The organism is Solibacillus cecembensis (assembly GCF_050272495.1).
In the GTDB taxonomy this organism is placed as follows: domain Bacteria; phylum Bacillota; class Bacilli; order Bacillales_A; family Planococcaceae; genus Solibacillus; species Solibacillus cecembensis.
Map to the genome: position 1 here is coordinate 1 of NZ_JBNNMF010000037.1, position 23011 is coordinate 23011.

24 protein-coding genes are annotated in these 23011 nt (G+C 34.5%); 7 read left to right on the plus strand and 17 right to left on the minus strand.

Going from position 1 to position 23011, the window contains the following annotated elements; all coding sequences use genetic code 11:
- Nucleotides 1-289: 289 nt before the first annotated feature.
- From ACQKIH_RS20945 to ACQKIH_RS20960, 4 genes are all read right to left on the minus strand, one after another.
- Nucleotides 290-826 (minus strand): AAA family ATPase, encoded by a 537-nt coding sequence (locus tag ACQKIH_RS20945; protein WP_427768654.1) that lies wholly within the window; start codon nucleotides 824-826, stop codon nucleotides 290-292.
- 218 nt (nucleotides 827-1044) lie between these two features.
- Nucleotides 1045-1482, minus strand: a complete 438-nt coding sequence (locus ACQKIH_RS20950; RefSeq protein WP_427768656.1) for a GNAT family N-acetyltransferase — start codon at nucleotides 1480-1482, stop codon at nucleotides 1045-1047.
- A 302-nt stretch (nucleotides 1483-1784) separates the two neighbouring features.
- On the minus strand, nucleotides 1785-2624 hold the full coding sequence (locus ACQKIH_RS20955) for a nucleotidyltransferase domain-containing protein (RefSeq protein WP_427768659.1): 840 nt from the start codon (nucleotides 2622-2624) through the stop codon (nucleotides 1785-1787).
- 106 nt (nucleotides 2625-2730) lie between these two features.
- On the minus strand, nucleotides 2731-2874 hold the full coding sequence (locus ACQKIH_RS20960) for a hypothetical protein (RefSeq protein ID WP_427768661.1): 144 nt from the start codon (nucleotides 2872-2874) through the stop codon (nucleotides 2731-2733).
- A gap of 120 nt (nucleotides 2875-2994) precedes the next feature.
- Here ACQKIH_RS20960 and ACQKIH_RS20965 point away from each other — a divergent pair, with 120 nt between their 5' ends.
- Nucleotides 2995-4089, plus strand: a complete 1095-nt coding sequence (locus tag ACQKIH_RS20965; protein WP_427768664.1) for an NADH-dependent flavin oxidoreductase — start codon at nucleotides 2995-2997, stop codon at nucleotides 4087-4089.
- Between the two features lie 40 nt (nucleotides 4090-4129).
- Entirely contained in the window at nucleotides 4130-4531 is a 402-nt protein-coding gene (locus tag ACQKIH_RS20970; RefSeq protein ID WP_427768667.1) for a hypothetical protein, read from the plus strand.
- A 310-nt stretch (nucleotides 4532-4841) separates the two neighbouring features.
- Here the strand turns inward: ACQKIH_RS20970 and ACQKIH_RS20975 are convergent, their stop codons facing one another.
- The 5 genes from ACQKIH_RS20975 to ACQKIH_RS20995 form a co-directional block, all read right to left on the minus strand.
- Nucleotides 4842-5321 carry a hypothetical protein gene (locus ACQKIH_RS20975; RefSeq protein WP_427768669.1) on the minus strand — a complete coding sequence of 160 codons (480 nt, stop codon included), beginning with the start codon at nucleotides 5319-5321 and terminating at the stop codon, nucleotides 4842-4844.
- A 175-nt stretch (nucleotides 5322-5496) separates the two neighbouring features.
- Complete coding sequence (locus tag ACQKIH_RS20980; RefSeq protein WP_427768671.1) at nucleotides 5497-6936, minus strand: serine hydrolase domain-containing protein; 1440 nt, start codon at nucleotides 6934-6936, stop codon at nucleotides 5497-5499.
- Nucleotides 6937-7418: 482 nt separating this feature from the next.
- A complete protein-coding gene (locus tag ACQKIH_RS20985) occupies nucleotides 7419-8006 on the minus strand; it encodes a hypothetical protein (protein ID WP_427768672.1) in 588 nt (195 codons plus the stop codon).
- Between the two features lie 239 nt (nucleotides 8007-8245).
- Nucleotides 8246-8680, minus strand: coding sequence for an SgcJ/EcaC family oxidoreductase (locus tag ACQKIH_RS20990; RefSeq protein WP_427768673.1), 435 nt, complete (start codon nucleotides 8678-8680; stop codon nucleotides 8246-8248).
- A 340-nt stretch (nucleotides 8681-9020) separates the two neighbouring features.
- A complete protein-coding gene (locus ACQKIH_RS20995) occupies nucleotides 9021-11195 on the minus strand; it encodes a transglycosylase domain-containing protein (protein WP_427768693.1) in 2175 nt (724 codons plus the stop codon).
- Between the two features lie 306 nt (nucleotides 11196-11501).
- Here ACQKIH_RS20995 and ACQKIH_RS21000 point away from each other — a divergent pair, with 306 nt between their 5' ends.
- Entirely contained in the window at nucleotides 11502-11678 is a 177-nt protein-coding gene (locus ACQKIH_RS21000) for a hypothetical protein (RefSeq protein WP_169793456.1), read from the plus strand.
- Nucleotides 11679-11888: 210 nt separating this feature from the next.
- Here the strand turns inward: ACQKIH_RS21000 and fosM are convergent, their stop codons facing one another.
- Entirely contained in the window at nucleotides 11889-12311 is a 423-nt protein-coding gene (gene fosM / locus ACQKIH_RS21005) for a FosM family fosfomycin resistance protein (protein WP_057989936.1), read from the minus strand.
- Nucleotides 12312-12726: 415 nt separating this feature from the next.
- Here fosM and ACQKIH_RS21010 point away from each other — a divergent pair, with 415 nt between their 5' ends.
- Genes ACQKIH_RS21010 through ACQKIH_RS21025 form a run of 4 tightly spaced genes read left to right on the plus strand, consistent with a single transcriptional unit; the run spans nucleotide 12727 to nucleotide 15716 of the window.
- Nucleotides 12727-13242: a sigma-70 family RNA polymerase sigma factor gene (locus ACQKIH_RS21010; protein ID WP_427768676.1), complete on the plus strand. Its 516-nt coding sequence runs from the start codon at nucleotides 12727-12729 to the stop codon at nucleotides 13240-13242.
- Complete coding sequence (locus ACQKIH_RS21015) at nucleotides 13239-13679, plus strand: hypothetical protein (RefSeq protein WP_486387657.1); 441 nt, start codon at nucleotides 13239-13241, stop codon at nucleotides 13677-13679. The genes ACQKIH_RS21010 and ACQKIH_RS21015 overlap by 4 nt, the downstream gene beginning before the upstream one ends.
- 2 nt (nucleotides 13680-13681) lie before the next feature.
- Complete coding sequence (locus ACQKIH_RS21020; protein WP_057990008.1) at nucleotides 13682-14773, plus strand: DUF6677 family protein; 1092 nt, start codon at nucleotides 13682-13684, stop codon at nucleotides 14771-14773.
- Entirely contained in the window at nucleotides 14766-15716 is a 951-nt protein-coding gene (locus tag ACQKIH_RS21025) for a hypothetical protein (protein WP_427768678.1), read from the plus strand. Before ACQKIH_RS21020 ends, ACQKIH_RS21025 begins: the two co-directional genes overlap by 8 nt.
- 268 nt (nucleotides 15717-15984) lie before the next feature.
- On the opposite strand, the gene ACQKIH_RS21030 is transcribed toward ACQKIH_RS21025, so the two are convergent.
- From ACQKIH_RS21030 to ACQKIH_RS21060, 7 genes are all read right to left on the minus strand, one after another.
- Complete coding sequence (locus ACQKIH_RS21030) at nucleotides 15985-16779, minus strand: serine hydrolase (RefSeq protein WP_427768681.1); 795 nt, start codon at nucleotides 16777-16779, stop codon at nucleotides 15985-15987.
- A 231-nt stretch (nucleotides 16780-17010) separates the two neighbouring features.
- Nucleotides 17011-18036, minus strand: coding sequence for a P1 family peptidase (locus tag ACQKIH_RS21035; RefSeq protein WP_427768682.1), 1026 nt, complete (start codon nucleotides 18034-18036; stop codon nucleotides 17011-17013).
- Nucleotides 18037-18553: 517 nt separating this feature from the next.
- Complete coding sequence (locus tag ACQKIH_RS21040; RefSeq protein ID WP_427768684.1) at nucleotides 18554-19096, minus strand: ribonuclease FAU-1 family protein; 543 nt, start codon at nucleotides 19094-19096, stop codon at nucleotides 18554-18556.
- Between the two features lie 173 nt (nucleotides 19097-19269).
- Nucleotides 19270-19860: a GNAT family N-acetyltransferase gene (locus ACQKIH_RS21045; RefSeq protein ID WP_427768686.1), complete on the minus strand. Its 591-nt coding sequence runs from the start codon at nucleotides 19858-19860 to the stop codon at nucleotides 19270-19272.
- 415 nt (nucleotides 19861-20275) lie between these two features.
- Nucleotides 20276-21361 (minus strand): DUF4179 domain-containing protein, encoded by a 1086-nt coding sequence (locus tag ACQKIH_RS21050; RefSeq protein ID WP_427768688.1) that lies wholly within the window; start codon nucleotides 21359-21361, stop codon nucleotides 20276-20278.
- Complete coding sequence (locus ACQKIH_RS21055; protein ID WP_427768690.1) at nucleotides 21345-21908, minus strand: sigma-70 family RNA polymerase sigma factor; 564 nt, start codon at nucleotides 21906-21908, stop codon at nucleotides 21345-21347. Before ACQKIH_RS21055 ends, ACQKIH_RS21050 begins: the two co-directional genes overlap by 17 nt.
- A gap of 583 nt (nucleotides 21909-22491) precedes the next feature.
- Entirely contained in the window at nucleotides 22492-22737 is a 246-nt protein-coding gene (locus ACQKIH_RS21060) for a hypothetical protein (RefSeq protein ID WP_057989993.1), read from the minus strand.
- Nucleotides 22738-23011 lie beyond the last annotated feature (274 nt).

Consider the following 23011-nt stretch of genomic DNA (forward strand, 5'->3'; position numbering starts at 1 on the left):
AACTCAATATCTATTAATAGCATAATCCAAAAAATCATCTCCCAACTAAAAAATTTCTAGAGGGGAGATGATTGTAATCAATCTTTATTATATATATTCGTACTTTTTTGTAAATTATCAATCTAAATTAAAAGGATACATCAGCATTCCTTATTAAACTAAAGCCCCCGTTAGTTTAATAAGAAAAAGGCTCTACTCTTTATTGAAGTAAAGCACCCGCTAATTGATTAAGAAAATTTTTGTTTTGATTTTTTATTTATTAAGATATGCCTTAAGCTAATATTACAAATTAATTCACAGTAAACCTGCCTTCGTTCAAAATGATATTTACAAGGTCCCCTAAATCAGCATCATTATTATCAAGTATCAATCTTTCTGGAAATTTATTCAAATTAAAATCTTCAACAATTTGTCTAATTCTTTCTTCTCCTACATACGCAATTCCACTTCGTTGTCTATCCCTATTAATTAAGATATTTATATCACTTTTAATTACTATTATCTTAATGTTAATATCTAAATTCTTTATTCTATCTATAACAGAAAATATCTGCTCTATAGAAAAAACATAATCCGATACTACATTCATATTATTGTTTGTAAAATTTTCAACTAGAGAAATTATATTGTCCCATAAGACATTCAGAAAAAAATTATCGTGATCATCACAAGGATGTACCCATCCTTTCTTTACCAAATTGTATAACAGATCCCCCTCTATATGTACACATAACCCATCCATACTTTTACATAGCTTATCAGCCAATGTACTCTTTCCAGCACCAGGAGGACCACTTATCAAAAAGACAGTTCTTTTTGTATTCAAAAAATCACTTCCTCTAATATGAATTATTTATTATAACTATGATATGTTACGAAACTTAATAATTTGCGTTAATAGGGTCTTTATTGAATATTTTAAGGTGATTTTAAATATTAATAAATATCTTAATTAATATTGCTTTAAGTCTCCATTATCCTTCTTCCGCTAACCTGCTGCGTTAGTACAAGATGCAATTGCTCTAAAACAATCACTTACAAAAATTATATTAATTTTTTTGAAAACCCTGTACTTTTTCCAATGTAGCCATTGTTTTTATAGAAGGTATGGGCTGGTTGACGTTCTTCTCGATTGCCACTATTCAATGTAATAAGATCAGCACCTTGTTCAATTGCCCAATTTTCACAGGCTTTTAAAAGTAGCTTACCTATTCCTGTTTTTCTTTTATTTGATCTAACAACAAATGCAAGTAAACGGACATATGTACCGTTAAATTCAAAAGCCAAGGCTTTGCATAAACCAGCAAATCCAAGAATTTGATTATCTCTTATAGCTACTAATGCTTGATAATTTGAATCAGCTTGAAGCGTATCGAAGCGTATCGTTAATTCCTCAAGAGTAGTTGGATATCCTAAATCCTCCATCAATCCTACTAAGTCATCGTAATCCGTTTGCTGTACTTTTCTAATTTCAATTTCCATATATTACACCACCAAACTCTTTTATTTAATGAAATCTCATTTCTTTCGCTTTTTTATTTTCTAACTTTAAGTCTTTCAAGTCAGTTAAAGATGAAGCTCCCCAAATATCTAAAAAAGTACCTAAATATATGTTTGTAGTTACAATTCTATATAAAAAATAATAATCCTTTATTGAACTAAACTACTCCGTTAGTTCAATAAGAAAAAGCTAATCTAAAGGCAGCCTTGTTCTGCTAAAGCACCCCGTTAGTTGAACAAATAAGGCGTACCACATTATAGTACGCCTTTCTTTTATATTAATATTAGTATGCCAATTCTATGATTTTTTTGATGTGTTCTTCATTTTCTTCGATATTAACTTGCTTACTCAGGTATTTATTCAGTCTAAGAATTTCTGGAACCATGTCAACCAACGTTTTCATAATTTGATTAGTATTCCGACCACAATCCCAGTTTTTCAAAAGACATAACTGCCAATGATTTAATTTACTTCTTTTTCCCTCAATTTTTGACCAAACACCGTATGGGCTATCTAAATGTTGTTCCATTTCCATATACCAACCAGAAACAACTAGCCATCGTACTCTGTCTAAATTAGAGATAGCATAATATATTTCTTCCCGCATAACTGCCCGGTAAGTTTCGTGTATAAAAGCAAGAAGCTTTCCTCTCCAAAAAACAACTTCGTCCGATGAGGTTTTATAAACTTCATAAGATGACTCCTTTATGACCTTGCTAATAATGTTATTTGGGTCGTAAAGAACTTTGTATCCTTTTAACCAAATAGAAGGTACAACTTCTTCAGGTGTATGATACCAGCTATCTACTTTTATAAAGGTATCATAATGGGCAACTACAACAGGTGAAAAAGGATTAAAGTCTTCGTAAAATAATACTTCTCCCCAATTTCTTGCTCTATTGTGTTTATTTTTAATATAATCAGCTTTCTTTTCTGGAGTAACAATAGTATGTAAATCAATATCGGAGTAATTGTCAAAGTTTCCTCTAGCTAATGAACCAGCTTGATAAATAGCTATAACATTTGAATCTGAGGTTAAATCTTTTAATGCATTTTCCAATAGAGTATCACGATGTTTTGGTAATAATAAATCTCTTTCTAAATGTCTGCTTTCAAATCCCACACACACTAACCAACTCCTTTTCTTCTTTAAAAATATTCTATATTTGGTGAAAAAATCCTTCTTGAACTAACCTGCTGCGTTAGTTCAAGAAAAACAGAGACGCTTATTAAACAATCGCGCCCGATTGCTTAATAAGCCCTTTGCCTAACGAAAATCTGGCACCACTTTCTGTTAACATCCCAGCACCTGTTAATATGACCGCACTTTTTGCCTCTCGCATCCAATCAGCAAGACGTGTAATTTTCTCCATACAATCATCCTTTCTACTGCTTTTTTCAATATGACCCAGGAAATAAAAGGTAGTAGTAAAGCGCGATCTTTGACTTTTATATCCAATAATTTTACTCTTGTTTTAGAAGGAGTGAATAACATGACAACTTATTTAATACCATTTACTTTTAATAACGGCGTCACTATTCGTAATCGTTACGTGATGGCGCCAATGACAACTTACTCAGCAAATGCTGATGATACAGTATCAGATGCGGAGATAACATATTACCGTGAACGCTCATATGGCGTCGGTGCCGTGATTACAGCATGTGCTTACGTGATTCCTAATGGGAAAGGCTTCCCAGGTCAAATCTCGGCGCATAGCGATGAATACATTCCGAGCTTAAAACGTATTGCTGATGCGATTCATGACGGTGGCGCAAAAGCAATTTTACAAATTTATCATGGTGGACGCCAAGCAGTACGTGACCTAGTGCCAAATGGCGATGTCGTAAGCGCAAGTGAAACCGTTGCAGCAGATGGCGGTGTGGCTCATGCATTAACGGTAGAAGAAATTGAGGAAATAGTCGTAGCATTTGGTGAAACGACACGTCGAGCAATTGAAGCAGGATTTGACAGTGTGGAAATTCACGGTGCCAATACGTATTTATTCCAACAATTCTTCTCAGGCTTTACAAATAAACGTACAGACCGTTACGGTGGCTCTGTTGAAAAACGTATGACATTCTTATTAGAAATTATCGATAGTGTAAGCCGTGCAAAAGCGCAATATGCTGATGACCAATTTATCGTTGGTTATCGTTTTAGCCCAGAAGAGCCTGAAGAAGACGGTATCACTCTAGATGAAACGGTTCAACTTGTAGATCGTTTAGCAGATGAAAAGCTCGATTACTTACACATTTCATTAGGGGATTTCCGTGCAGAAGCACGTCGTTATAGCGGTGAAAAAGAAAACCGTATAAAAATTTTAAAACGCGTGATTGACGGTCGTGTACCGTTTATAGGCGTTGGTTCAATTTATTCACCAGAAGATGCGAAAGAAGCGATGGAAACAGGTGCTGATTTACTTGCACTTGGTCGCGAGCTATTAATTGAACCACACTGGGTAGAAAAAGTAGTAGCTGGTGAACCAGTTATTACTGAAATGGATATGAGTCGTGATAATAACATTCCAGAGCCGCTAATGAACATGATGAAACGTAATGTTGGTTGGGTGCCAGGCGTAAAATAATTTAAAAAAAGGAACCGCTATGACGAACTGACCTAAATAAATGAGACAAAATAAAGAACAAACTATATACGATTATCCGTTTCGTACCTGGTTTGATTATGATTGGTTCAGGATTTTTATATTTGTCGCTGGTGGCTTCCCAACTGAACATGAAAACGAAACAGCTCAATACTGTATGAATACGATGGAGGCGACAGGTTATTTGATACCTATGCTAGCGATTGTCAAAATCATTTGTAGGCTTTCATTTATAGCAAAGCGTCTTATGCCATTTTCGTTAATTATTTTTATGTCACTATCTGTTAATTTGGTGATGTTCCATTTATTCTTAGAGCCATTCACAGGCTTCCCTTCAAACTTCATATTCTTAATGAATGTTGTATTAATGGTGAAGCATTTACTGGATTATCGTAATTTATTACAGGCAAAAAAAGTAGCTTAATATTCAGTATAGTTATAGGTAAAAAAAAGTTTGATCAGAAATGGGTAGAACTAGTATTATTTATTGATACCGTTCTATCTGTTTTTTTATTCTTCTTATCAACGAGATTCTATAGAGGCTACCAAATCAACGTTTGGTGAAATTTCTTAAAAATGTTGTTATTCAATAATCTGCCCCGATTGTTGAACAAAAGTTAAACAACGCTATTAAACTAAACTGCCCCCTTAGTTCAATAAGAAAAAGCTACCCTAAAGGCATCCTTGTTATACTAAAGCCCCCTTTAGTTGAAGAAGATTTTTATATTCAACTATTATTGAATCCATTCCATTACAAAAATCTTTTGTTCTTTCGCATTTGAAATTGCAAGTATGTAGCTATTATCTTCTTCCAATTTATAAAAGTATTTATCATTATTATCGTAAGTCACGGGATTCTCATGAAATAATTCATTATGATTCTGCGTAGCCTTGTTTATACTAGCCGTATTTTTTTGAAAATTTTTAAGGTGTCTTGAAACAGTATCAAAGGCTTCTTCGTTAATAGGAATCCAACCATCTTTCTCCTTTAACTTCTTTTCAATAGACCTATAATTAAGAACATGAAAGGTTTCCCCCTCACTTGGGAACCCGTTTCTTGTATGGAATACTGTTTCTATATTACTTGTTATAGGTGCCTCAAACCCCCAATTCAATTTCCATTCAATAGCTTGGGAAAAGTAATTCCAATAAACTATTACAAATCCTACCAATAAAAGTGGAATTGTAATCCGAATTATTATTTTCTTTTTCATAAAAATTTCCCTCTATACCGAATTGAAAATACCATTTAAATAATCTCTCCCCGAGTTTTGGTTATCTAAAGTTATTCTCTATCTAATCAAAAAGTCCTTGTTGCACTAAAGCCTCCGTTAGTTGAAGAAGGATGATCAATGTAATTCCAGCTTGAAAAATATTAACAGCTGTCCTTTATTTCTTAAATGATATTCTTATCGCCAACAAGCCGTTAAATGCCAATAATGTAACTGTTATGATTGTTAGGAATGCTATATCAGGTGAAAACATTTCGATTGCATGCCATGGTGCCCCCACAAATTTCAATAATACTGGAACAAGAATAGCTGATAAAATTAAGCAAAATAAACCCAAGATAGCCCACAAACCATTTTTGCGTATTTTTTTTGACTTTAATTTTAATAGTAAATAAATGAATAACACAAACAGCAAACAAATAAACCTAAGGCTAGCGAATTGAATTGTTGGCGTATTTTTTGGAATATCAACTGGTTGCTCCCCATTTAAAATATTTATAATACCGGTTTTCAGGTAGTATAATCCTTCTTCTTCTAACTGATTATTTTTATTTGTAAGAATTACTCCACTCCAGTCGGTACTCGGAATATAAAACATCTCTGCATGAGAATCAGGTGTTGAACCTGAATGCCATATCATTTTATCCTGAGAGTCTGGATTTGATATTCTTATTCCTAAGCCATAGTAACGGTTTTCACCTGTTTGAATATATGGAGTTAAATATTGATTCATAAAATGATTACTTAAAAAATCATTGAAATCTTTCCCACTTATAAATTTAATGTATTGGACTAGATCTTCAACACTTGCAGTTATATATCCATAAGGTGCTCCTCCATTATCATATGTTACGGAACTTTTCAAAGGTAATCCGAACCATGACTGATACCCACTTAAATATCCCTTTTCATATGCTGTCTCATAATCTGCTGCTGCTCTATTCATTCCTAAAGGTTTAAACACATTTTGCTCCATGTACTCTGCATATGTTTGATCAGTAACTTCTTCAATAAGTGCTCCTAGAATTAAAAAATTGGCATTACTATATTGATGTTTTTCTCCAGGTAATGCAGTTAGGTTAACTTTTGATAGACTCCCTACACTATTCTTTATTGAATCGAAATCTAGAGATTCTTTGTCTGAGATTGATAAACCTGTATACGTACTAAACCCACTCGATTGAGTAAGTAAATGTTTAATAGTTATTTGTGCTACTTCTTGTTTATCTTCTAATTCGAACCAAGGAATATGCTTTTGAACTGGATCATCTAGTCCCATCATATTCTCATCAATTAGCTTCATGATGGCTAAACCTGTTAATGATTTGCTTATAGAGCCTATTGTAAAAGGTGTTTCTGTCGTGACCTGTTCCTCCGATTCTCCTGTTATCCCCCAAGATTTTGTATAAAAAACCTCATTATTTTGAATAATAGCAATCGAAGCTCCAGGAACTTTATATTCTTCTAAATACGATTCGATATATAAGTCAAGCACTTTCTCAATATCTTGGTTTGCTGAAACTAGCTTAGTAGGAAGAAATATTGTACAACTTAAAATGATTAAACTAATTTTGAATATTACTTTGAGTATTTTCATATGAATGAACTCCCCTCCATAAATAGTTTTGGTTGTTCCGGGAATACCTAACCCTTCAACAGCACCTACAAGTGAACTTAATCATTTCTAAAAGTGTATATTCTTACAATATATTCCTTTGTAAATAAAGAATAGGTACCAAAGCATGAATTTGTGTCGGTCTAGAGGCGTAGGAAGTCACTGTTCCAAATAAAAATTATTAAATTACTTTCATTTTACCTTTCACTCTATTTATACAAACGAAAAAACTTTACTCATTTGTAATAACTTGTCAAAATAAACATGCAGCACACCCTTACATATACACCTGGTTCTTCAACTAACCTGCACCGTTTGTTCAATAAGAAAAAGCTCCCCTTCAAGGCAGCCTTGTCTGCTAAAGCCCCCGTTAGTTGAATAAGAACAGAGACGCTTATACAACAATCGCGCCCGTTTGTTGTATAAATGACAATTTAATTCAGATTTCTTCCTTAATCAGTACCTTATTTTCTCCCCAATTTATGCATAATAAGATTAGAGAGTGAAACTCCTATATTAGGACTTTCTGAAATATCTATAGTTACCTCTGTATCGTGCGGGATTAAATACAATCCAAAAGAATCCCCATCTTGATAGTTTAATCCTGATGTATCAGACTCGTATATTTTAAAAGTATTGCCCTGATAAGTTGCTTTTGCAATTGCGAAGAAATTGGAAGTAAAACTATCCTGTACGCGATTATGTTCAATACCAGATACTAACGTTGCACCATGTAAATTATATTTACCATTTGTTCGAAAATACACTTCGTAATCTGTTTTATTTCGAACAATTACATCGGATACGTAAATCTGATTTTCACCATCATCGTAAAGAACTTTCCCTTCATTACTTTTAAGGTCACTTAGGTCAATCATTACGGAATACTCACCATCTATGGGTTCTAACTCAAGGTGATAATCCTTTACGTTGTCAGCAATATTGCTAATTCCATAAAACCATAAATTAATTGCACCGGTAATCCAGAGAAGAAATACAACGATTGGAAGTCCTATGAATATCGTTTTTACTAATAAACGTTTTCCTTTCATGAATCCTCAACTCCCTAATATTATTCACTTAATTACAGCACCGATTAAATTATAAAGCGTAGTTGAAGAAGAAAAAGGCTTTACCCCTTATTGAAGTAAAGCCCCCGTTAGTTTAATAAGAAAAGCAACCCTTATTCAACAATCGCGCCCGATTGTTGAATAACGAAAATGCACCCAAAGCGTGGTTTGGTAACTTTTTTGCCTTACCGTTGTTAATCCGCATAAATCTGGCGAGACCCCTATTTGCTCAATAATTTCTCCATGAAACTTTGGCCAGTGACACGGCCATTTTGAAAAGCAGCAACCTTCCATTCCCCATTTTGTTTAACAACTACATTTGTATTTATGGATAATCTGCTTTTTGGTGTTTTCTTTTGCCACCTCATCAGAACAGCGCCAATTCTATGAACGATTGCTACATCTGGAGTTAAAAATTTTTGTTCTTGCTCAACTACCACCATTTTCGAGTCCCTTAAAATACCTTTAAAAAGTTTTTCATGTACCTCAGTAATTTCATTTCTTCCTTTTAACCGTAATCCTTGGAAAGTGACATAATCAGCATCTTCCGTAAAACAAGAACTATAAATACTCAACTCTGCATTTTTCCCCCAAGCGGTATCCAACCTATTTAACAGTTCTTTAATTGCAGCCGATTCATTTTGTTCATTAAACATATATATACCTCCAAGTTTCTATATTTATCTTTAAAAATACACTTTGTAATCTAACGACACTCTAGCCTGTATTACACAGTATTTAGTCTACTACGCAATATAAGAGTTGCTCCACAATATGGACCGAATGTTGAACAACACTCTTCAACTAACCTGCACCGTTAGCTCAATAAGAAAAAGTTTCCTTAAAGGTAGCCTTCTACTGCTAAAGTCCCCTTTACTTTAAGTACAATACTTCACAATTTTTTTTTACACCTCAATAAATCCAACTCCTTAAATGTGTTGTCCATGCAAAAAGACGCCTTCTTATTATAGAAAAGCGCCCGATTGTTGAACTTTGCTATTCTTGTTTTTCCTTTTCTTCCTCTTTCTTTTTCTTCTCTTCTTCCTTTTCCATTTTCTTCTCTTCTTTTTCTTTCTTCTTCTCTTCTTCTTTCTTCTCCTTCTCCTTCTCCTTCTCCTTCTCCTTCTCCTTCTCCTTCTCCTTCTCCTTCTCCTTCTCCTTCTCCTTATCTTTATCTTTCTTTTCTTTTTTCTCTTCTTCCTGTTTATCCTTCTGTTCTAAATCTCTTTCCTTCTTTTTTTCCTCTTCTTTCAGCTGGTCTTTAAGCTGTTTTTCCAGCGCCAATAAATCGAATTCTTTTTGAGAAAATTCCGTTATAGACTCCGAGAGAATTTCATTGAAAATTTTTGTGACTGTAGAGCCGCTTGATCCCGATAAATAATGATTTTCATCCGTTTGATCATAGCCCATCCAAACCGCCCCAACAATTTGAGGCGTATATCCGACAAACCAATGATCCTTCGCTCCTCCTGCATTCGCAAATGGGAGTTGTGTTGTACCCGTTTTACCTGCGATTTCCCAGCCTTCTACTTGAGCATTCATCCCTGAGCCTTCTTCAACAACACCTTTAAGCATATAGGTGATTTTCTGGGCGACTAAAGGATCCGTGACATTTGTCGCGTTACTATGCCATTCTGCCATGACCTCGCCATTGACATCTTTAATTTTTTGAATAGCGTGTGCTTCTGCCATCACCCCATTATTGGGGAAAGTGGAAAACGCCTGCGCTATCAATAAAGGCGATACGCCTTCATTCAAACCACCAAGTGCTAAACCTAGATTAGAATCCTCTTCCGTTAATGGAATACCGAATCGCTCGACTGCATTAATCCCGTATTTCAATCCCATCCTTTGCAACAACCATACCGCCGGGACGTTATAGGAATTTACCAAAGCTTCATACATCGTCACTTCTCCACGGAATTGATTGTCAACGTTCATTGGTTGATATCCAGCTATATTAATAGGCGAGTCTGGTAATATATCAAAGATGTCATATCCCTGTTCTAAGGCTGGGGTATATACTGCCAGCGGTTTAATGGTAGACGCAGGTTGCCGTTTTAGTTGAGTCGCACGATTAAATCCTCTAAAAGTGTGTTCCCCTCTTCCTCCAACAAGGGCGTTGATTCCGCCGCTTGAGGGGTTGATGAAGATGGCGCCACTTTGAATTAGCTGGTCAGATTGCCCTTCAGGAAACAGCTCGTCATCCCTATACACCTGTTCCACTGCATTTTGTATTGTAGAATTTAATTCTGTATAAATATGAAGTCCACCTGAAAGAACCTCATTTTCTGTAAGTTCATAGTTCTTTATGGCTTCCTCAATAATATGGTCTACATAATAAGGGTATTTCCCTTTATAATCATCTATCTTTTTGCCCTCTAAAACTATTGGCTGTTCTTTTGCCGCTTTCACATCATCTTGACTAATGTAACCTTCCTTTTCCATTAAGGATAAAACCAGATTTCTCCGTTCGACTGATTTGTCCATATCTTTGAATGGAGACAAATTGGAAGGCGATTTAATCAACCCTGCGAGCATAGCCGACTCACCTATCGTTAATTCGCTTACATCCTTGCCAAAATACGTTTTGGAAGCACGCTGAATGCCCCAAGCTCCTTCTCCAAAGTAAATCTGATTTAAGTACCGTTCCATAATTTCATCTTTGGAGTAGGTTCGTTCAATTTTTTTCGTCAAGATAAGCTCTTTAAACTTTCTCGTATATGTACGCTCTTGTGTTAGAAAAACATTTTTTGCCAACTGCTGCGTGATTGTGCTTCCGCCCGCCACAATTTCTCCGCTTGTTAGGTTTTTCGTCAATGCTTTAACAATTCCGATAACATTAATGCCATTATGCTTGTAAAACTTCTGGTCTTCTGTGGCAATTACGGCTTGAATAACCTGGTCAGGAATCTGTTCTATGCTAACTCCTTCTATTTTGGAACCTGAAATCTTACTAGCTACATCTCCATTTTGATCATAAATAATCGTTGGCTGTGGAGCCGGATCGTCTAATTTACTGACATCACTTTTCAAAATTAATATATTAAAGATCAGTAGGCAGCTTAAAACGAATATTGTACCTGCTGCTAAAATCTTTACTATCATTTTTTTATCTTTAAACTTACTCCATATCTGCCCGGTTAATTTCCGTTGCTCTCTTCTTTCCATTCTTCTCACGTTTTATTCCACCTTCTAGTCTGACGATGTTTCATATTCAGCTGTTGTATAAAGGTAATTGTTCGATATGGAGTATATATAGTCAATAGGTAATTTGTAATCTACTACTTTGTGCCATCTTATGTAAACCATTGCCTCGTGAATATTTTAGAAATGATCCTAAGATTGAAAAGGAGCGCTAATTCCTCTGAAATCGCGCCCTATTCTTGAATAAGCTACTGCATAGTGTCCTCGGACTGTACATAATCTTTATATGACCAATGAGATATAAATTAATTTGACTGGAGGTAATAACTAATGGAAGCGATGGCTATAATCCCTATTTTACTTATGATTATTATTTATCTAGCTGTTATTGGTTTTACAATTTGGTTTGCAATTAGCCTTATTAAAGCTCAAAAAGAACGAAATGTTGTACTTTCAGAGATTTCAAGCAAACTCGATGGTATAAAGATTAGTAAAAAGGAAGGGTGATGCACTTTCTTTTTTACTACGCAGTCAAATAAGCAATAACATTATTAAAGATGATAACTAAAAAAGACACAATTCCTTGTACTAGAATTGCGCCCTTTAATGGAATAACTATAATAGTTCTTAACTCTACTTAATTCTTATTGAACTAACGCCCCGTTAGTTTAAGTATATTCCTTCACAAACTATTTAAGGCATATGTTAATTAGTTTTCTAATCATAAAACTCCATATGCAGTTTTTCTTCTTTATAATAGTCTAGTCTATCTTGTATAGTCCCTGAATGAAATTCAAACTTATGACCATCTAGGTCTATAAAATAGATAGACTTTTTATCTCTTTCATCTCTTGGTCGCCCAGAAAGAATTTTTACATTTAAACTCACTAATTTCTCATATATCTTATCGATTTCTGTTTCGTCTATTGAAAAAGCTATATGTGTGTATGATTGGCTAATTTCATTACGAGGTATATCTTTTTCTTCATTAAGAGCAAGCCAAATACCATTTAAATCAAGATAAGCAGTGCTTCTTCCTTTAACTAATAACTTCGCATCAAAAACATTTTGATAAAATTGTATCGAATCATTTAAATTAGAAACTGAAAATAACAAATGATTAAGCCCTTTAACTACCACAAAATCCCCCCATAAATAATCCTGTATTATTCACATATTACCATAAAACCCAAGCTCTTATTCCACTAAACTGCTCCGTTAGTTTAAGTACATTTCTTCACAATCTTCACTATAATATTAACATAAATTTCCAACTAAAACCAACTCACCTTTAGAAATCTTTAAAGGTGAGTTGATTTTAATCAAACTTTTTTACAAAGCCACATCTTTCACGCAAAGACAAAATGAGGTAGTTAGTAGAATGGCAAAAATAATGGATTAAGAAGTATTTATTTAAATGGACCTGAAATTCTAACCTTTCCCTTTCTCAATATTTTTTATTTTTCGAAAATATGTAGGGTATAGTAGGAGTAGATTCGTCTTATATGGTAGAAAGGGGGAGAGTGCTATTCAGGATGAGATTTTAGTAGAAAAAGTGAAAGCAGGTGATGAGCAGGCGTTTCGTATCATTATTGAAAGATATAAAAATGATTTGTTCAAGGCGTTATATCCGATCCTTAGGAATGAGAAGGATGCAGAGGATGTAACTCAAGAAGTGTTTTTAAAAATCTATTATGCTCTCCCTCAGTACAAATCACAAGGGTTGAAGGGGTGGATGACGCGGATTGCAATTAATCATGCAATTGATTTGAAGCGCAAGAAGCAACGTCAGAATGAAACGGTTCTTGAACCAGAAGTATTTTCAGCAATAGCTCAAACCGGTTGTAATACCATTGCTCTTCTTCTCCGAAAAGAACAGAGAGAGGTAGTACGACATCGATTAGATGAAATGCCCCCTAATTATAGAGATGTTATTTATGCGTATTACATAACTGAAAAAAGTTATAAACAAATCGCTGATGAGCAGGAGGTTGAGGTTAAGACAATAGAAATGAAGTTGTACCGTGCAAGAAATTGGATGAAAAAACATTGGAAGGAGGATGATTTTTGATGAGGCACTTCAACAACGAAGAGTGGAGGAGTTATATTAACGATAAGTTATCAGAAACAACGTGTGAAGAGCTAGAAGATCACCTATTTTCCTGTGACCAATGTTTAGAACTCTATATGAAAATAATAGATAGACAGGCAGAGGAGCTACCAGTGATAGATTATAGTAGCTTTACAGATGAAATAATTGCAGAACTCCCTCAAAAGATGGTACGAAATAAAACACTTTATCAGCGAACACTGTTTCATTACGCGGTAGCAGCAGTAATTACATTAACACTTATGACAACTGGCTTCTTCCAAACCATTATGGGTGTTGTTACTACCGTTGAAGTATCGTCGATCTCAAAGCCACAGCAAAGTGTATCGAATAGCCTAATGGAAAAATCTTTGGCACTATTTGAAATAATTGATATAAAACATAAGGAGGGTCAATAACGATGACTAAAAATCCACTACTTGCGTTCTTCCTCACCTTTATTCCGGGGGTGGGACATTTCTACTTAAATCGAAAAGTCAGAGGGTTCCTTTATGGAGCCGGAGCCATATTACCTTTCATATATGGTTTCCTCCTATATATCCAAATTTATTCAGACGAAGCACTAATTATTGGGATTTTCATCGCAGCAATCGTAACGGTAATTAGTGTAATGGATATGGTACTTTACTTATTAAAAAATCAGAGACTTACGATACCAACTAACCAAACGTTAGAGGAACCAACCCAAATTAAAACGGACGAAAATGAACGCTTTTATACAATTTTACTTTCCTTTATCCCAGGGTTAGGTCATTTTCAACTAGGTTTAATGAATAGAGGATTAACATTCCTAATCGGATTTTTTGGACTTGGAACGATGGTCTTGTTTATATCAGTTTTCACGGACCAAATTGCATTCTTGGTGTTTCTAGGAATTCTTCCTGTGCTTTGGGTTTATAACATGTTTGATGCGATTCAACAAGTGAGCAAAAAGTTACGAGGAGAAGAATTAATAGATAAGACGATATTAGAGGATTTCGAAGAAACACGTCGTGAACAAGGGAAGAAAAGTAAGACTTTAGCAACGGTATTATCGATTTTTCCAGGTGCGGGACATATGTACTTAGGGTTACAAAAACGTGGCTTACAGCTCATGGCAGCTTTTTTGTTGGGAATTTATATTTTAGACATTTTAAGACTTTCACTGTTTTTATTTTTTATCCCAATAATATGGTTTTACAGCTTTTTTGATGCATTGCAAAAGGTTTCAATGCACGGGGAGGAGGAACTAGAAGATATCCCAATGATCTCGTATTTTGTGAATCACCAAAAATGGTTAGGTATTGGTATGTTGACGCTAGGACTTTATTATTTAATTGCAAATGTGATCATCCCTGCGTTAGCGCCGGCATTAAAGATGAATCTTGGATTTGATATTGAATACTGGTATTATAACTACTTCCAAGTCAGTGTTATCTGTATTTTATTAATTGGCGGGGGCTTGAGGCTGTTGTTCGGAAGCAAAAGCCGAAAGGAGAGTCGTAATGCGTAAATGGCGTGTTGGTACTGTATCAATGGGCTTATCTCTTGTATTACTAGGGGTTCTCTTATTTATAACTCAAATTAAGGGGAAATTTATGTTTGAACCTTTTCTTGTATGGTGGCCGATTATCCTTATTGTGTTAGGAATTGAAATTATCGTTTACCTCTTTTTATCAAAGCAAGAAAATCCAATTGTAAAGTACGATTTTATAAGCATTTTATTTGTTGGTATATTAGGTACTATTGGAATTGGCTTTACGATTTTAACTTCAACGGGTCTATTAACCGAGCTTCAAACCCTTGTGGTGGCTGAGGATAAATCATTCAATCTACCTTCAATCGAGGAAGAGATACCAGACAACATTAAAAGAATTGTCTTGGAAACGAATGATCATGAAGCTAAAATAGAGGGTTCTGACGTAAACCAAATAAATATATTTGGTACCTATAGCGCAAAGGTTAATCCGAATAGCAATCCTCCGATTGCAGACAAGGATAATTATACGCTGACAAAAATAGTAGGCGACACAATGTATGTGACGATTAAAGCTACTTCTCGTCATTCGGGTCCTTTCTCGACCTATATGGCAATCGAGCCTACAATTATTGTACCAGTTAATGTTCGCTTAGAGGTGAGAGGTAAGCATAATACAATTGAGCTCCATCCAGGTTCTCTTGAAAACCATTGGACCGTTGATGGACCAAGCTATGTTACCATGCATCTTGAAAAAAATAATGATGTACTACTTTCAGCTACTTCAAGAAATAAACCGCAAAATGGGAATGTGAAATGGGATTCGATTGAAATATCAGACAAAGGCGGAATCGACGAGTTTGAAGAGGAAGTAAACGACAAACTTTACAAAGGAACTTTAAAGATAGGAAACGGAATATTTCATCTTAATATATTTAATAGTGAGCTAATTTCGGTGAATTTGGTAGAAGGGATTTAAAATCAATTTAAGGTATCCCCAAAGTAGTAGTATTTTTGTAGGATAGAGTTTTTAATAAAAAGGTATCTATTTTTCGCTATTTTTAAAAAAATTCCAATGATGTATAGCGATAATAAAGTTGTTTAATTTCGCTATAATAAACAAGAGCCTTACTACATTTGATATGTAGTAAGGCTTTTAAAAGTTGTTTAAAATCGAATTATACTAAAAGAATAATAAAGTTGTGTAATTCTTATTGAACTAAGCCCCTGTTAGTTGAATAAGCCCTTTATGAATTAGATAGATTTTCACTTCCCAATTCAACTTCCTGATTGCAATACTCAATATAAAGTAAATTCATTGCATCAATAATGATTTCATCTGCTAATTTCTCTTTATATCGACTTGGTAACTCTTTCGCACCCAAAACAAATAATAACGGATTTTTAGAAAACTCACCTATTATCCCCATATCAACTATTACATTATCTAATCCACCAGTAATATGATTTAAGAAATGGCTTGGTATACCTTCTATATCACCTCGTTGCCTAACTAAACCATTAATAACTGGAATCCATAAATTAGGATTAGTTTTGTATCCTTGATGTATTAAGCATAAAAGTTCTAACATCTCACTCAATTCTCCATTGTTATCCAAGTCCCTTGGATTTTGAGTAATATTTATGCTTTTAAAATATGATTTTATTCTATTATTAATCAAATCCCATCCACCACAAAATTGAACAATTCTCTCTGCGACAAAGCTATCGTGACAGGCTATCATAACTTCCACCGCTTCCTGGAGTGACAGGTTTTCTCTACTTTGAAAGTGAGGATACACTTCGTTGCTATCCTCTTTTGGATTTAAAATTATATCTTCAACTATGTCAGTCCATTTATAGTGTCTTTCTTCCACCAATTTTGCGATACAAAAGGCAATTGCAACTTTTGCAGCAGAAGCAAGAGGTACTACTAGTCCTTTATTTAATGATAAAACTATCTCCTGTTTTACCGGAGAATAAATAATAATCCCCACTTCACCTGACTCTAGTTCCTGTAATTTTTCAAGAATTTTCTCCATATCCAGACCCCTCTTCACAGTATTTTCTATTCACTTGTTCTCTCTGTAAACTTGCCCTTGTTAAACAAAACTGCCCCTTTAGTTTAGGAAGATTGATTGATTATTTATTAATTCATCCTAATATTTTTTGGATTAGAAATATTGTTATCAATAAAGAACTTTAGTTGCTTGCTCGGCTCGAGAAAAAACAACATCATTTACTTCCACAAACTGTTCGTTTTATCAGTGCGCTTATTTCAATATCTCCGATAAGCGTTCTAACGGCAATGCATGTACCTGCCTTTGCTTATTTCCTTTAATTGTTTCTGCCATACACATAGAATTTATTATAGATTCTTTAACAGCTTCAATTACCCCTTCGAATATTGAGTCTAGTTGTTCTGAAGGAAACATATCTATTGATGTTATTTTTTCATCATCATAAGCATATTGATTACCTGTGGAGAAGGTTAGGAAAAAATCTCCACTCCCCTCTTCTCCAATCCCTCCCAATTGTGCCAATGCTAACGATGCTCTTCTAGACAATCTTTTGCACTGCGAAGGTAATAATGGCGCATCTGTTGCAACAGTTACTAATAAAGAACCGGCATTTTCAGGCACATCCCATGGTAAAGATACTTCATTTTCATTTAAAATCTCACCAATAGGCTTGTCATTAATTTTTAGGTCTTCTCTTCTTCCGAAATTGGATTGAACCAACGCACCGACCATAAAAGTACCACTCTCACATTCGACAATTCTGGAAGAAGTCCCAATGCCACCTTTAAATTCGAAGCAGATCATTCCTGTGCCACCACCGACATTACCTTCTTTAACTTCGCCAGATTCAGCATTAGTTATAGCTTCTTTTAGATCCTCATAGTTCATAGTTGTTTTGTGAATATCGCTTAACCAACCGTCCCATGTTTCTGCTACAACTCCATTTGAAAAAGGCTCTAATTCTTCAATGTCTCTAGTTGCTCTTGAAAGATGATGGTGTGCTAATCCAAGTAAATGACTGCCCGTAAAGACAATAGGTGATACTAAAGTTCCCGTTTCTTCAATCCAATGACTACCCGTAAATTCACCTGTTCCATTTAATGTGAATATCCCTGCAGGAAAGTGACAGCCTAATAATTCCCCATTATTAGGTAATATGACCGTGATCCCTGAGCAAACATCTTTATTTAGTAGCGTTTTATGGCCAACAATAACTCCATCTACATCTGTTATGGCATTATATCTTCCTGGATTTAATTTCCCGATACTAAAGCCCAATTCTCTGAATCTTTTCCTTCTAATATAAAACACTCCCAATTTTCAAATACTATACTTTACTGGCATTTAAGATATTGTTGCACCACTGCTCATTGTAAATTGAATCGAAGTATCTGCCTTCTCTTGCTCTCGAATAGTGCTATTACATTTGTTTTTTTACAATTTAACTGCATAAACAAAATAATCGAGTTGACTTATATCACGTCCATTTGTAAGCCCTAGTAAAATTTCCAACTATGTATCTCATATACTCTCGCCATTTTTAATGTTACCATTTTAGTATTTTTTTAACAAACTTAGTTTCAACTAACTTGCCCTGTTAGTTCAAGAAGAAAAAGCTACTAAATGCAGCCTTGTTCTGCTACAGCCCCCGTTAGCCATCCATGTAGCGGAAAACCCGCGCTACACCACAGAGAATGAAAATTTATGACGTTCTTTCATAGGCGTTGAACAAGAAAAAAGAGGTGCATTGCAAATCATTGATCTTCAAGTAAAGCACCCCGTTAGCTTAATAAAGTTATTTTAATTCATTGACTAAGAATTCCTTATGATAATGGGATAAATCAAGCAATTCAAAGCTTCTATTATTTATTAAATTAGTAAGGATGTTTACTTCATCCCAAGCTGAATCATAAAGAGATTTATCAATAATTCCATTTAAAAATGCCATTTCAAGCTCATCAGCATCTTTTTGAATTACTTCTCCAGAAGGTAACAAAATAATATCTAAATATAAATCATCGAAATAGGGAATATCATTTTCTACTCCATTACCAAGGCAAACATCAATATACCATTGCACTATATCCCCATTATTATCAAACATTGTTGTTACTGAATGCTTTTTATCTAATGGAAAATGTTGAAGCCACATATATCCATCATCAACAATACATATATTCTTTTCCTCATACCGAACGGATAATGGTTCAGCAACTTTAATTGTATGTAATAAAGTTATATAGCCCTTAAATTCTTTAGTATCAAGATACACTTGTGCATATTTTCTATCCAAGACACGTTTCCATTCTGAACGATTTCCATATTTTCTCTTTAGCATCTTCATCCCCCAAACCGAAAAGTATTTACCTAATTATAACGTTTGAATATAAGTGAATTGCTATAATATGGGTGGTTTCTTATTCAACTAACCTGCTCCGTTAGTTCAATAAGAAAAAGCTACCCAAAAGTAGCAGCCTTGTTTTGCTAAAGCCCTCGTTAGTTGAACAAGTACTATATAATATTCAAATATTTTTCATAGCAAACACATTCATGAATTCGTTTGTTGGATGTTTTAAATTGTTCAATCTCTTCTCCTACGTAATGTGTGAATGAATTGACTAAGTAGAGTTTAGGGATGGTACTTTGAATTCTATCTTTCATTTCATTTCCTTCAAAGTAAATATGGTAGTATGAATCGACTTTATTAAACAGCATTTTTTCATACCAGTCCTGTACCCAACGGTCGTCTCTAGTCCACGCTTCAAAACGATTTAGGCCTAAACTGATTGCTCGCTTTTCCGCTTCTTGAAGAAGTTTCTCGCCAATTCCTTGTCGATAATAATCTGGATGAACAGCAATATGCCAAATCATTCCACCTAAACCTTCTCCCCTTGAACAAACTGTCTTTTCTTCCTTTTCATACTCTACATCAATGAGACCAACGATTAGTCCATTTAAATCTGCAACTAGTTCGATCGCGGAATTTTCATAGATTTCCTTTTTATTTAACACATTATCAAAATAAGCTGTATTTAAAAATGATAGCGTTCTACATCTAACCCAACCTATTTCATCAGTATCTTTATATTCACGAATAATCAATTTATACTTTCTCCCCTTAATACTAAATTTAAGAACTTGTTAGTTTAAGTCAAAACCATGACTTCTTTAATTATTCGACTTAGAAAATCATAATCCTCTCTATTTGGACTTATTTCTTATTCAACTAACCTGCCCCGTTAGCTTAAGTACATTGTTTCACAAACTCACACCAACATTAACATAAAGTCCCATTTCGATTTAGAAGTGTTATTCAATTAAATGTCCCTTTAATGAAAACGAGCGCTGATCCTTATTACAGAATCGCGCCCGATTGTTGGATAAAGGAGTTCACCCCTTTATGAAGTTTAACGGCTTTATTTTTGCGTCTGAACTGCACCTCCAATTGTTAAGTGTATTAACAATTGGCGTGCAGTTTATGTTTTTAGTTGTTTTTCACAATAAGTGCGGTGCTTTATTATTTTTGAATATCTACAATAATATCCTCAAGCTCTAATATTTCCTTTATAGAATTGCTATTATCCTTAAAATATTTAACGCCATTTTCATCAATTTCGTCAGCCTCCATCAATCGGAAGAATGGGGTGATTATTAAAGTTTCAGCATCCGGATGCAGTTTTTCAAAGGTAAAGACAAATTCCTTATGTTCATAGTCGTGTCCTATACCACCGGTTAAAGTTGATGTATACGTATTACCTAAATTATCCTTTACTTTTAAACCGGAAGAAATAATATCCCATTTTTCTTTTAAATTCTCGTTTTTCATTGTTTCCCTGTAATTGACGATAAAGGAAATCGGTGTGTATATGATTTCATTCAATTTAATACCTAAATCATCTTTTTTTGATGCAGGAGCTTCCACGATTTGGACTTTAGGCTCAGTCGCCTTAGCATTTATTTCAAAATCCCAACTCCCCTGGATCATTTCCTTTTTATCCTGACTGGAAATACTACTAATGTGAAACTCAAAATTCGCCTCCTGTAAATGATTAGATAAGTTCAAGATCGCTGTTGTTAAGCCGGCGTATTGATTTGGCCCGACTTTTTCAATCATATGTTTCGTATTAAAGAGGGCGTATTCGCGGCCATCCACCTTAAAAGTAGTCTCAATTTCCGGGGACTCACCTAAATCCCTGTCCGTTTCAATATAATAGCCAACTAAAAACTTTTTACTATCGAATAAGCTTTCATTTACCGTAATCGTTGTCCCATTGCTTTCTGCTACAAGTTGTTGCTGATCCGCGAATTCCTCATAGCCTGATATCATTTTATCCTTGGTCGAGAAAAGCTTGATAATACTGTTCAAAATTGGAATTTCCTGAGCGAATGTTGTGTAGGATAGACCTATAATTGATGCGGTGCCGATACCCAACGACAAGCAGACAGCTGCAGCTCCCTTCATCCACTTTCTCGGTGTTGTTTTGGATGCCTGAATTCTCAAGTCCCTTTTATACTGTTCTTTTTCAAGTTCTGTTACCTCTGCTTCTTCAAATTCAGTTATATCGATTTCAATATCATTGAAGTGTTTAAACAGATTTTTCAATGGGCATACCCCCTAAATCTTTTTTTAGTTTTTTCCTGCCATGGTAAAGCCGGTTATCAATAGCCGATTTTGTCATCTGTAATTGATGGGCAATTTCTTCTGTATCAAAATCTAGCAGGTACCTCATTATAAAAATTTTCTGATCGACAGGCTTTAATGTTGAGATGATTGCCTGAATGTTCTCCTGTTCTTCCGGATAAGTGCTTTCATATTTCAAGGAGTCAGGCGGCGTAAGCTCTATATCCAAAGTGGGGCTTTCTTTTTTCTTTATTTCCATGCGGTAATAATCGATTGCTTTATATTTGGCTATCACGCATACCCATTTTTGAAAGTCAGCTGCATCTCCGTTGAACTTTTTCGCGTTTTTCCAGATAGATAATAAAATATCGTTACAACACTCCTTTATGATGTCATTAATGTCAAGAGGGCCTAAAATTTTTAATACAACACCTTTTATTAATGGAAGATAGTGATCGATTACGTAATCAAGAGCGTTTTCTTTGCCGCCTTGAAGATATTTTATAAAATTATGTTCATTAATCTTCATTTCTTTCTCCTTTATATAGTATTGATACTGCAAAAGCCTTTACATTATATATAACGTTGAATGGCATCTATTTTTCGCAAAAAAACCAAAAAAATGTTAAAATCTTGAAACATAAATCGACTTTATCTCAAATTGCTTAACTTATATTTATAAAGGCGTCATCTGCGGCAACAATACGACGCCTGAGACTACAGGCTCAGGCCGTGCCCGCGGAGAAGCTTCCCAGATAGGAAATAAATTTTTATCCATTTCAAAAATGCCATTTTCTTCCACGAAGAAAATGGCATTACTCTCTATATTTTATTTAAGGTAAATATTAATTTCATTTGTCATACCCACTAATACTTCCGTTTCTTTTAATACTTCCAGTATCGTAATCGTAATTCCCATCTTAATATAATATGTTTTTCTACTGGTATTTTTAAGTTATTATAGCAAATCTCCATACGGATATATAAGATTCCCATCTGTACACATAACTTATAATTTTGAACCAATGACAATGCGATATTTAATTGTTGGAGAGCCTTTTCCTCTAAATTTTCTTTCACCAACATTAAGCTATAATTCATCCGCAAATTAATCATTTGGAAACGTTTTTCGTATGAGAACGTATATTATTATTTTTTAAAATCCAATTCCAAATGAGAAAAATAATAAATGTGCTAATAAATAACAAAGAAAAATCGAAAAACATATTTTTCATTCCTAAATTATAGACATCAAATATAGATACCATTTGTTCACCTTTATATTGAATCCACTTAAATGGGAAACCAAAAATCAACGCAATTATAAAGCTAATAGTAATCATTTTCTTTTTGGTCATTACTGCACCTCAGTTTCATTTCATTATCATAAATAATTCCCTATCAATTTGAAATTTCCTTTTAAAATGCTACCAAAGCATTGTTTGGTAAACTTCATAAAAGATTGTTATTCAGCAATATGGCCCGATTGTTGAATACAAGTTAAACAACACTATTCAACTAAACTGCTCCTTTAGTTGTAAGCCCGAATTATAAAAAATAGCGCACCTCTACGGTACGCACGACGAATGGCCAGCTATCTGAATTTTTTCAGATAGCTGGCTATTTTGTACA

Bases quoted from the DNA above. Each gene is read 5' to 3' on its own strand.
- ACQKIH_RS20950 (WP_427768656.1), bottom strand. From the start codon at position 1,482: ATGGAAATTGAAATTAGAAAAGTACAGCAAACGGATTACGATGACTTA.
- ACQKIH_RS20960 (WP_427768661.1), bottom strand. From the start codon at position 2,874: ATGGAGAAAATTACACGTCTTGCTGATTGGATGCGAGAGGCAAAAAGT.
- ACQKIH_RS20965 (WP_427768664.1), top strand. From the start codon at position 2,995: ATGACAACTTATTTAATACCATTTACTTTTAATAACGGCGTCACTATT.
- ACQKIH_RS20970 (WP_427768667.1), top strand. From the start codon at position 4,130: ATGAGACAAAATAAAGAACAAACTATATACGATTATCCGTTTCGTACC.
- ACQKIH_RS20975 (WP_427768669.1), bottom strand. From the start codon at position 5,321: ATGAAAAAGAAAATAATAATTCGGATTACAATTCCACTTTTATTGGTA.
- ACQKIH_RS20980 (WP_427768671.1), bottom strand. From the start codon at position 6,936: ATGAAAATACTCAAAGTAATATTCAAAATTAGTTTAATCATTTTAAGT.
- ACQKIH_RS20985 (WP_427768672.1), bottom strand. From the start codon at position 8,006: ATGAAAGGAAAACGTTTATTAGTAAAAACGATATTCATAGGACTTCCA.
- ACQKIH_RS20990 (WP_427768673.1), bottom strand. From the start codon at position 8,680: ATGTTTAATGAACAAAATGAATCGGCTGCAATTAAAGAACTGTTAAAT.
- ACQKIH_RS20995 (WP_427768693.1), bottom strand. From the start codon at position 11,195: ATGGAAAGAAGAGAGCAACGGAAATTAACCGGGCAGATATGGAGTAAG.
- ACQKIH_RS21000 (WP_169793456.1), top strand. From the start codon at position 11,502: ATGGAAGCGATGGCTATAATCCCTATTTTACTTATGATTATTATTTAT.
- ACQKIH_RS21020 (WP_057990008.1), top strand. From the start codon at position 13,682: ATGACTAAAAATCCACTACTTGCGTTCTTCCTCACCTTTATTCCGGGG.
- ACQKIH_RS21025 (WP_427768678.1), top strand. From the start codon at position 14,766: ATGCGTAAATGGCGTGTTGGTACTGTATCAATGGGCTTATCTCTTGTA.
- ACQKIH_RS21030 (WP_427768681.1), bottom strand. From the start codon at position 16,779: ATGGAGAAAATTCTTGAAAAATTACAGGAACTAGAGTCAGGTGAAGTG.
- ACQKIH_RS21040 (WP_427768684.1), bottom strand. From the start codon at position 19,096: ATGCTAAAGAGAAAATATGGAAATCGTTCAGAATGGAAACGTGTCTTG.
- ACQKIH_RS21055 (WP_427768690.1), bottom strand. From the start codon at position 21,908: ATGAAGATTAATGAACATAATTTTATAAAATATCTTCAAGGCGGCAAA.
- ACQKIH_RS21060 (WP_057989993.1), bottom strand. From the start codon at position 22,737: ATGACCAAAAAGAAAATGATTACTATTAGCTTTATAATTGCGTTGATT.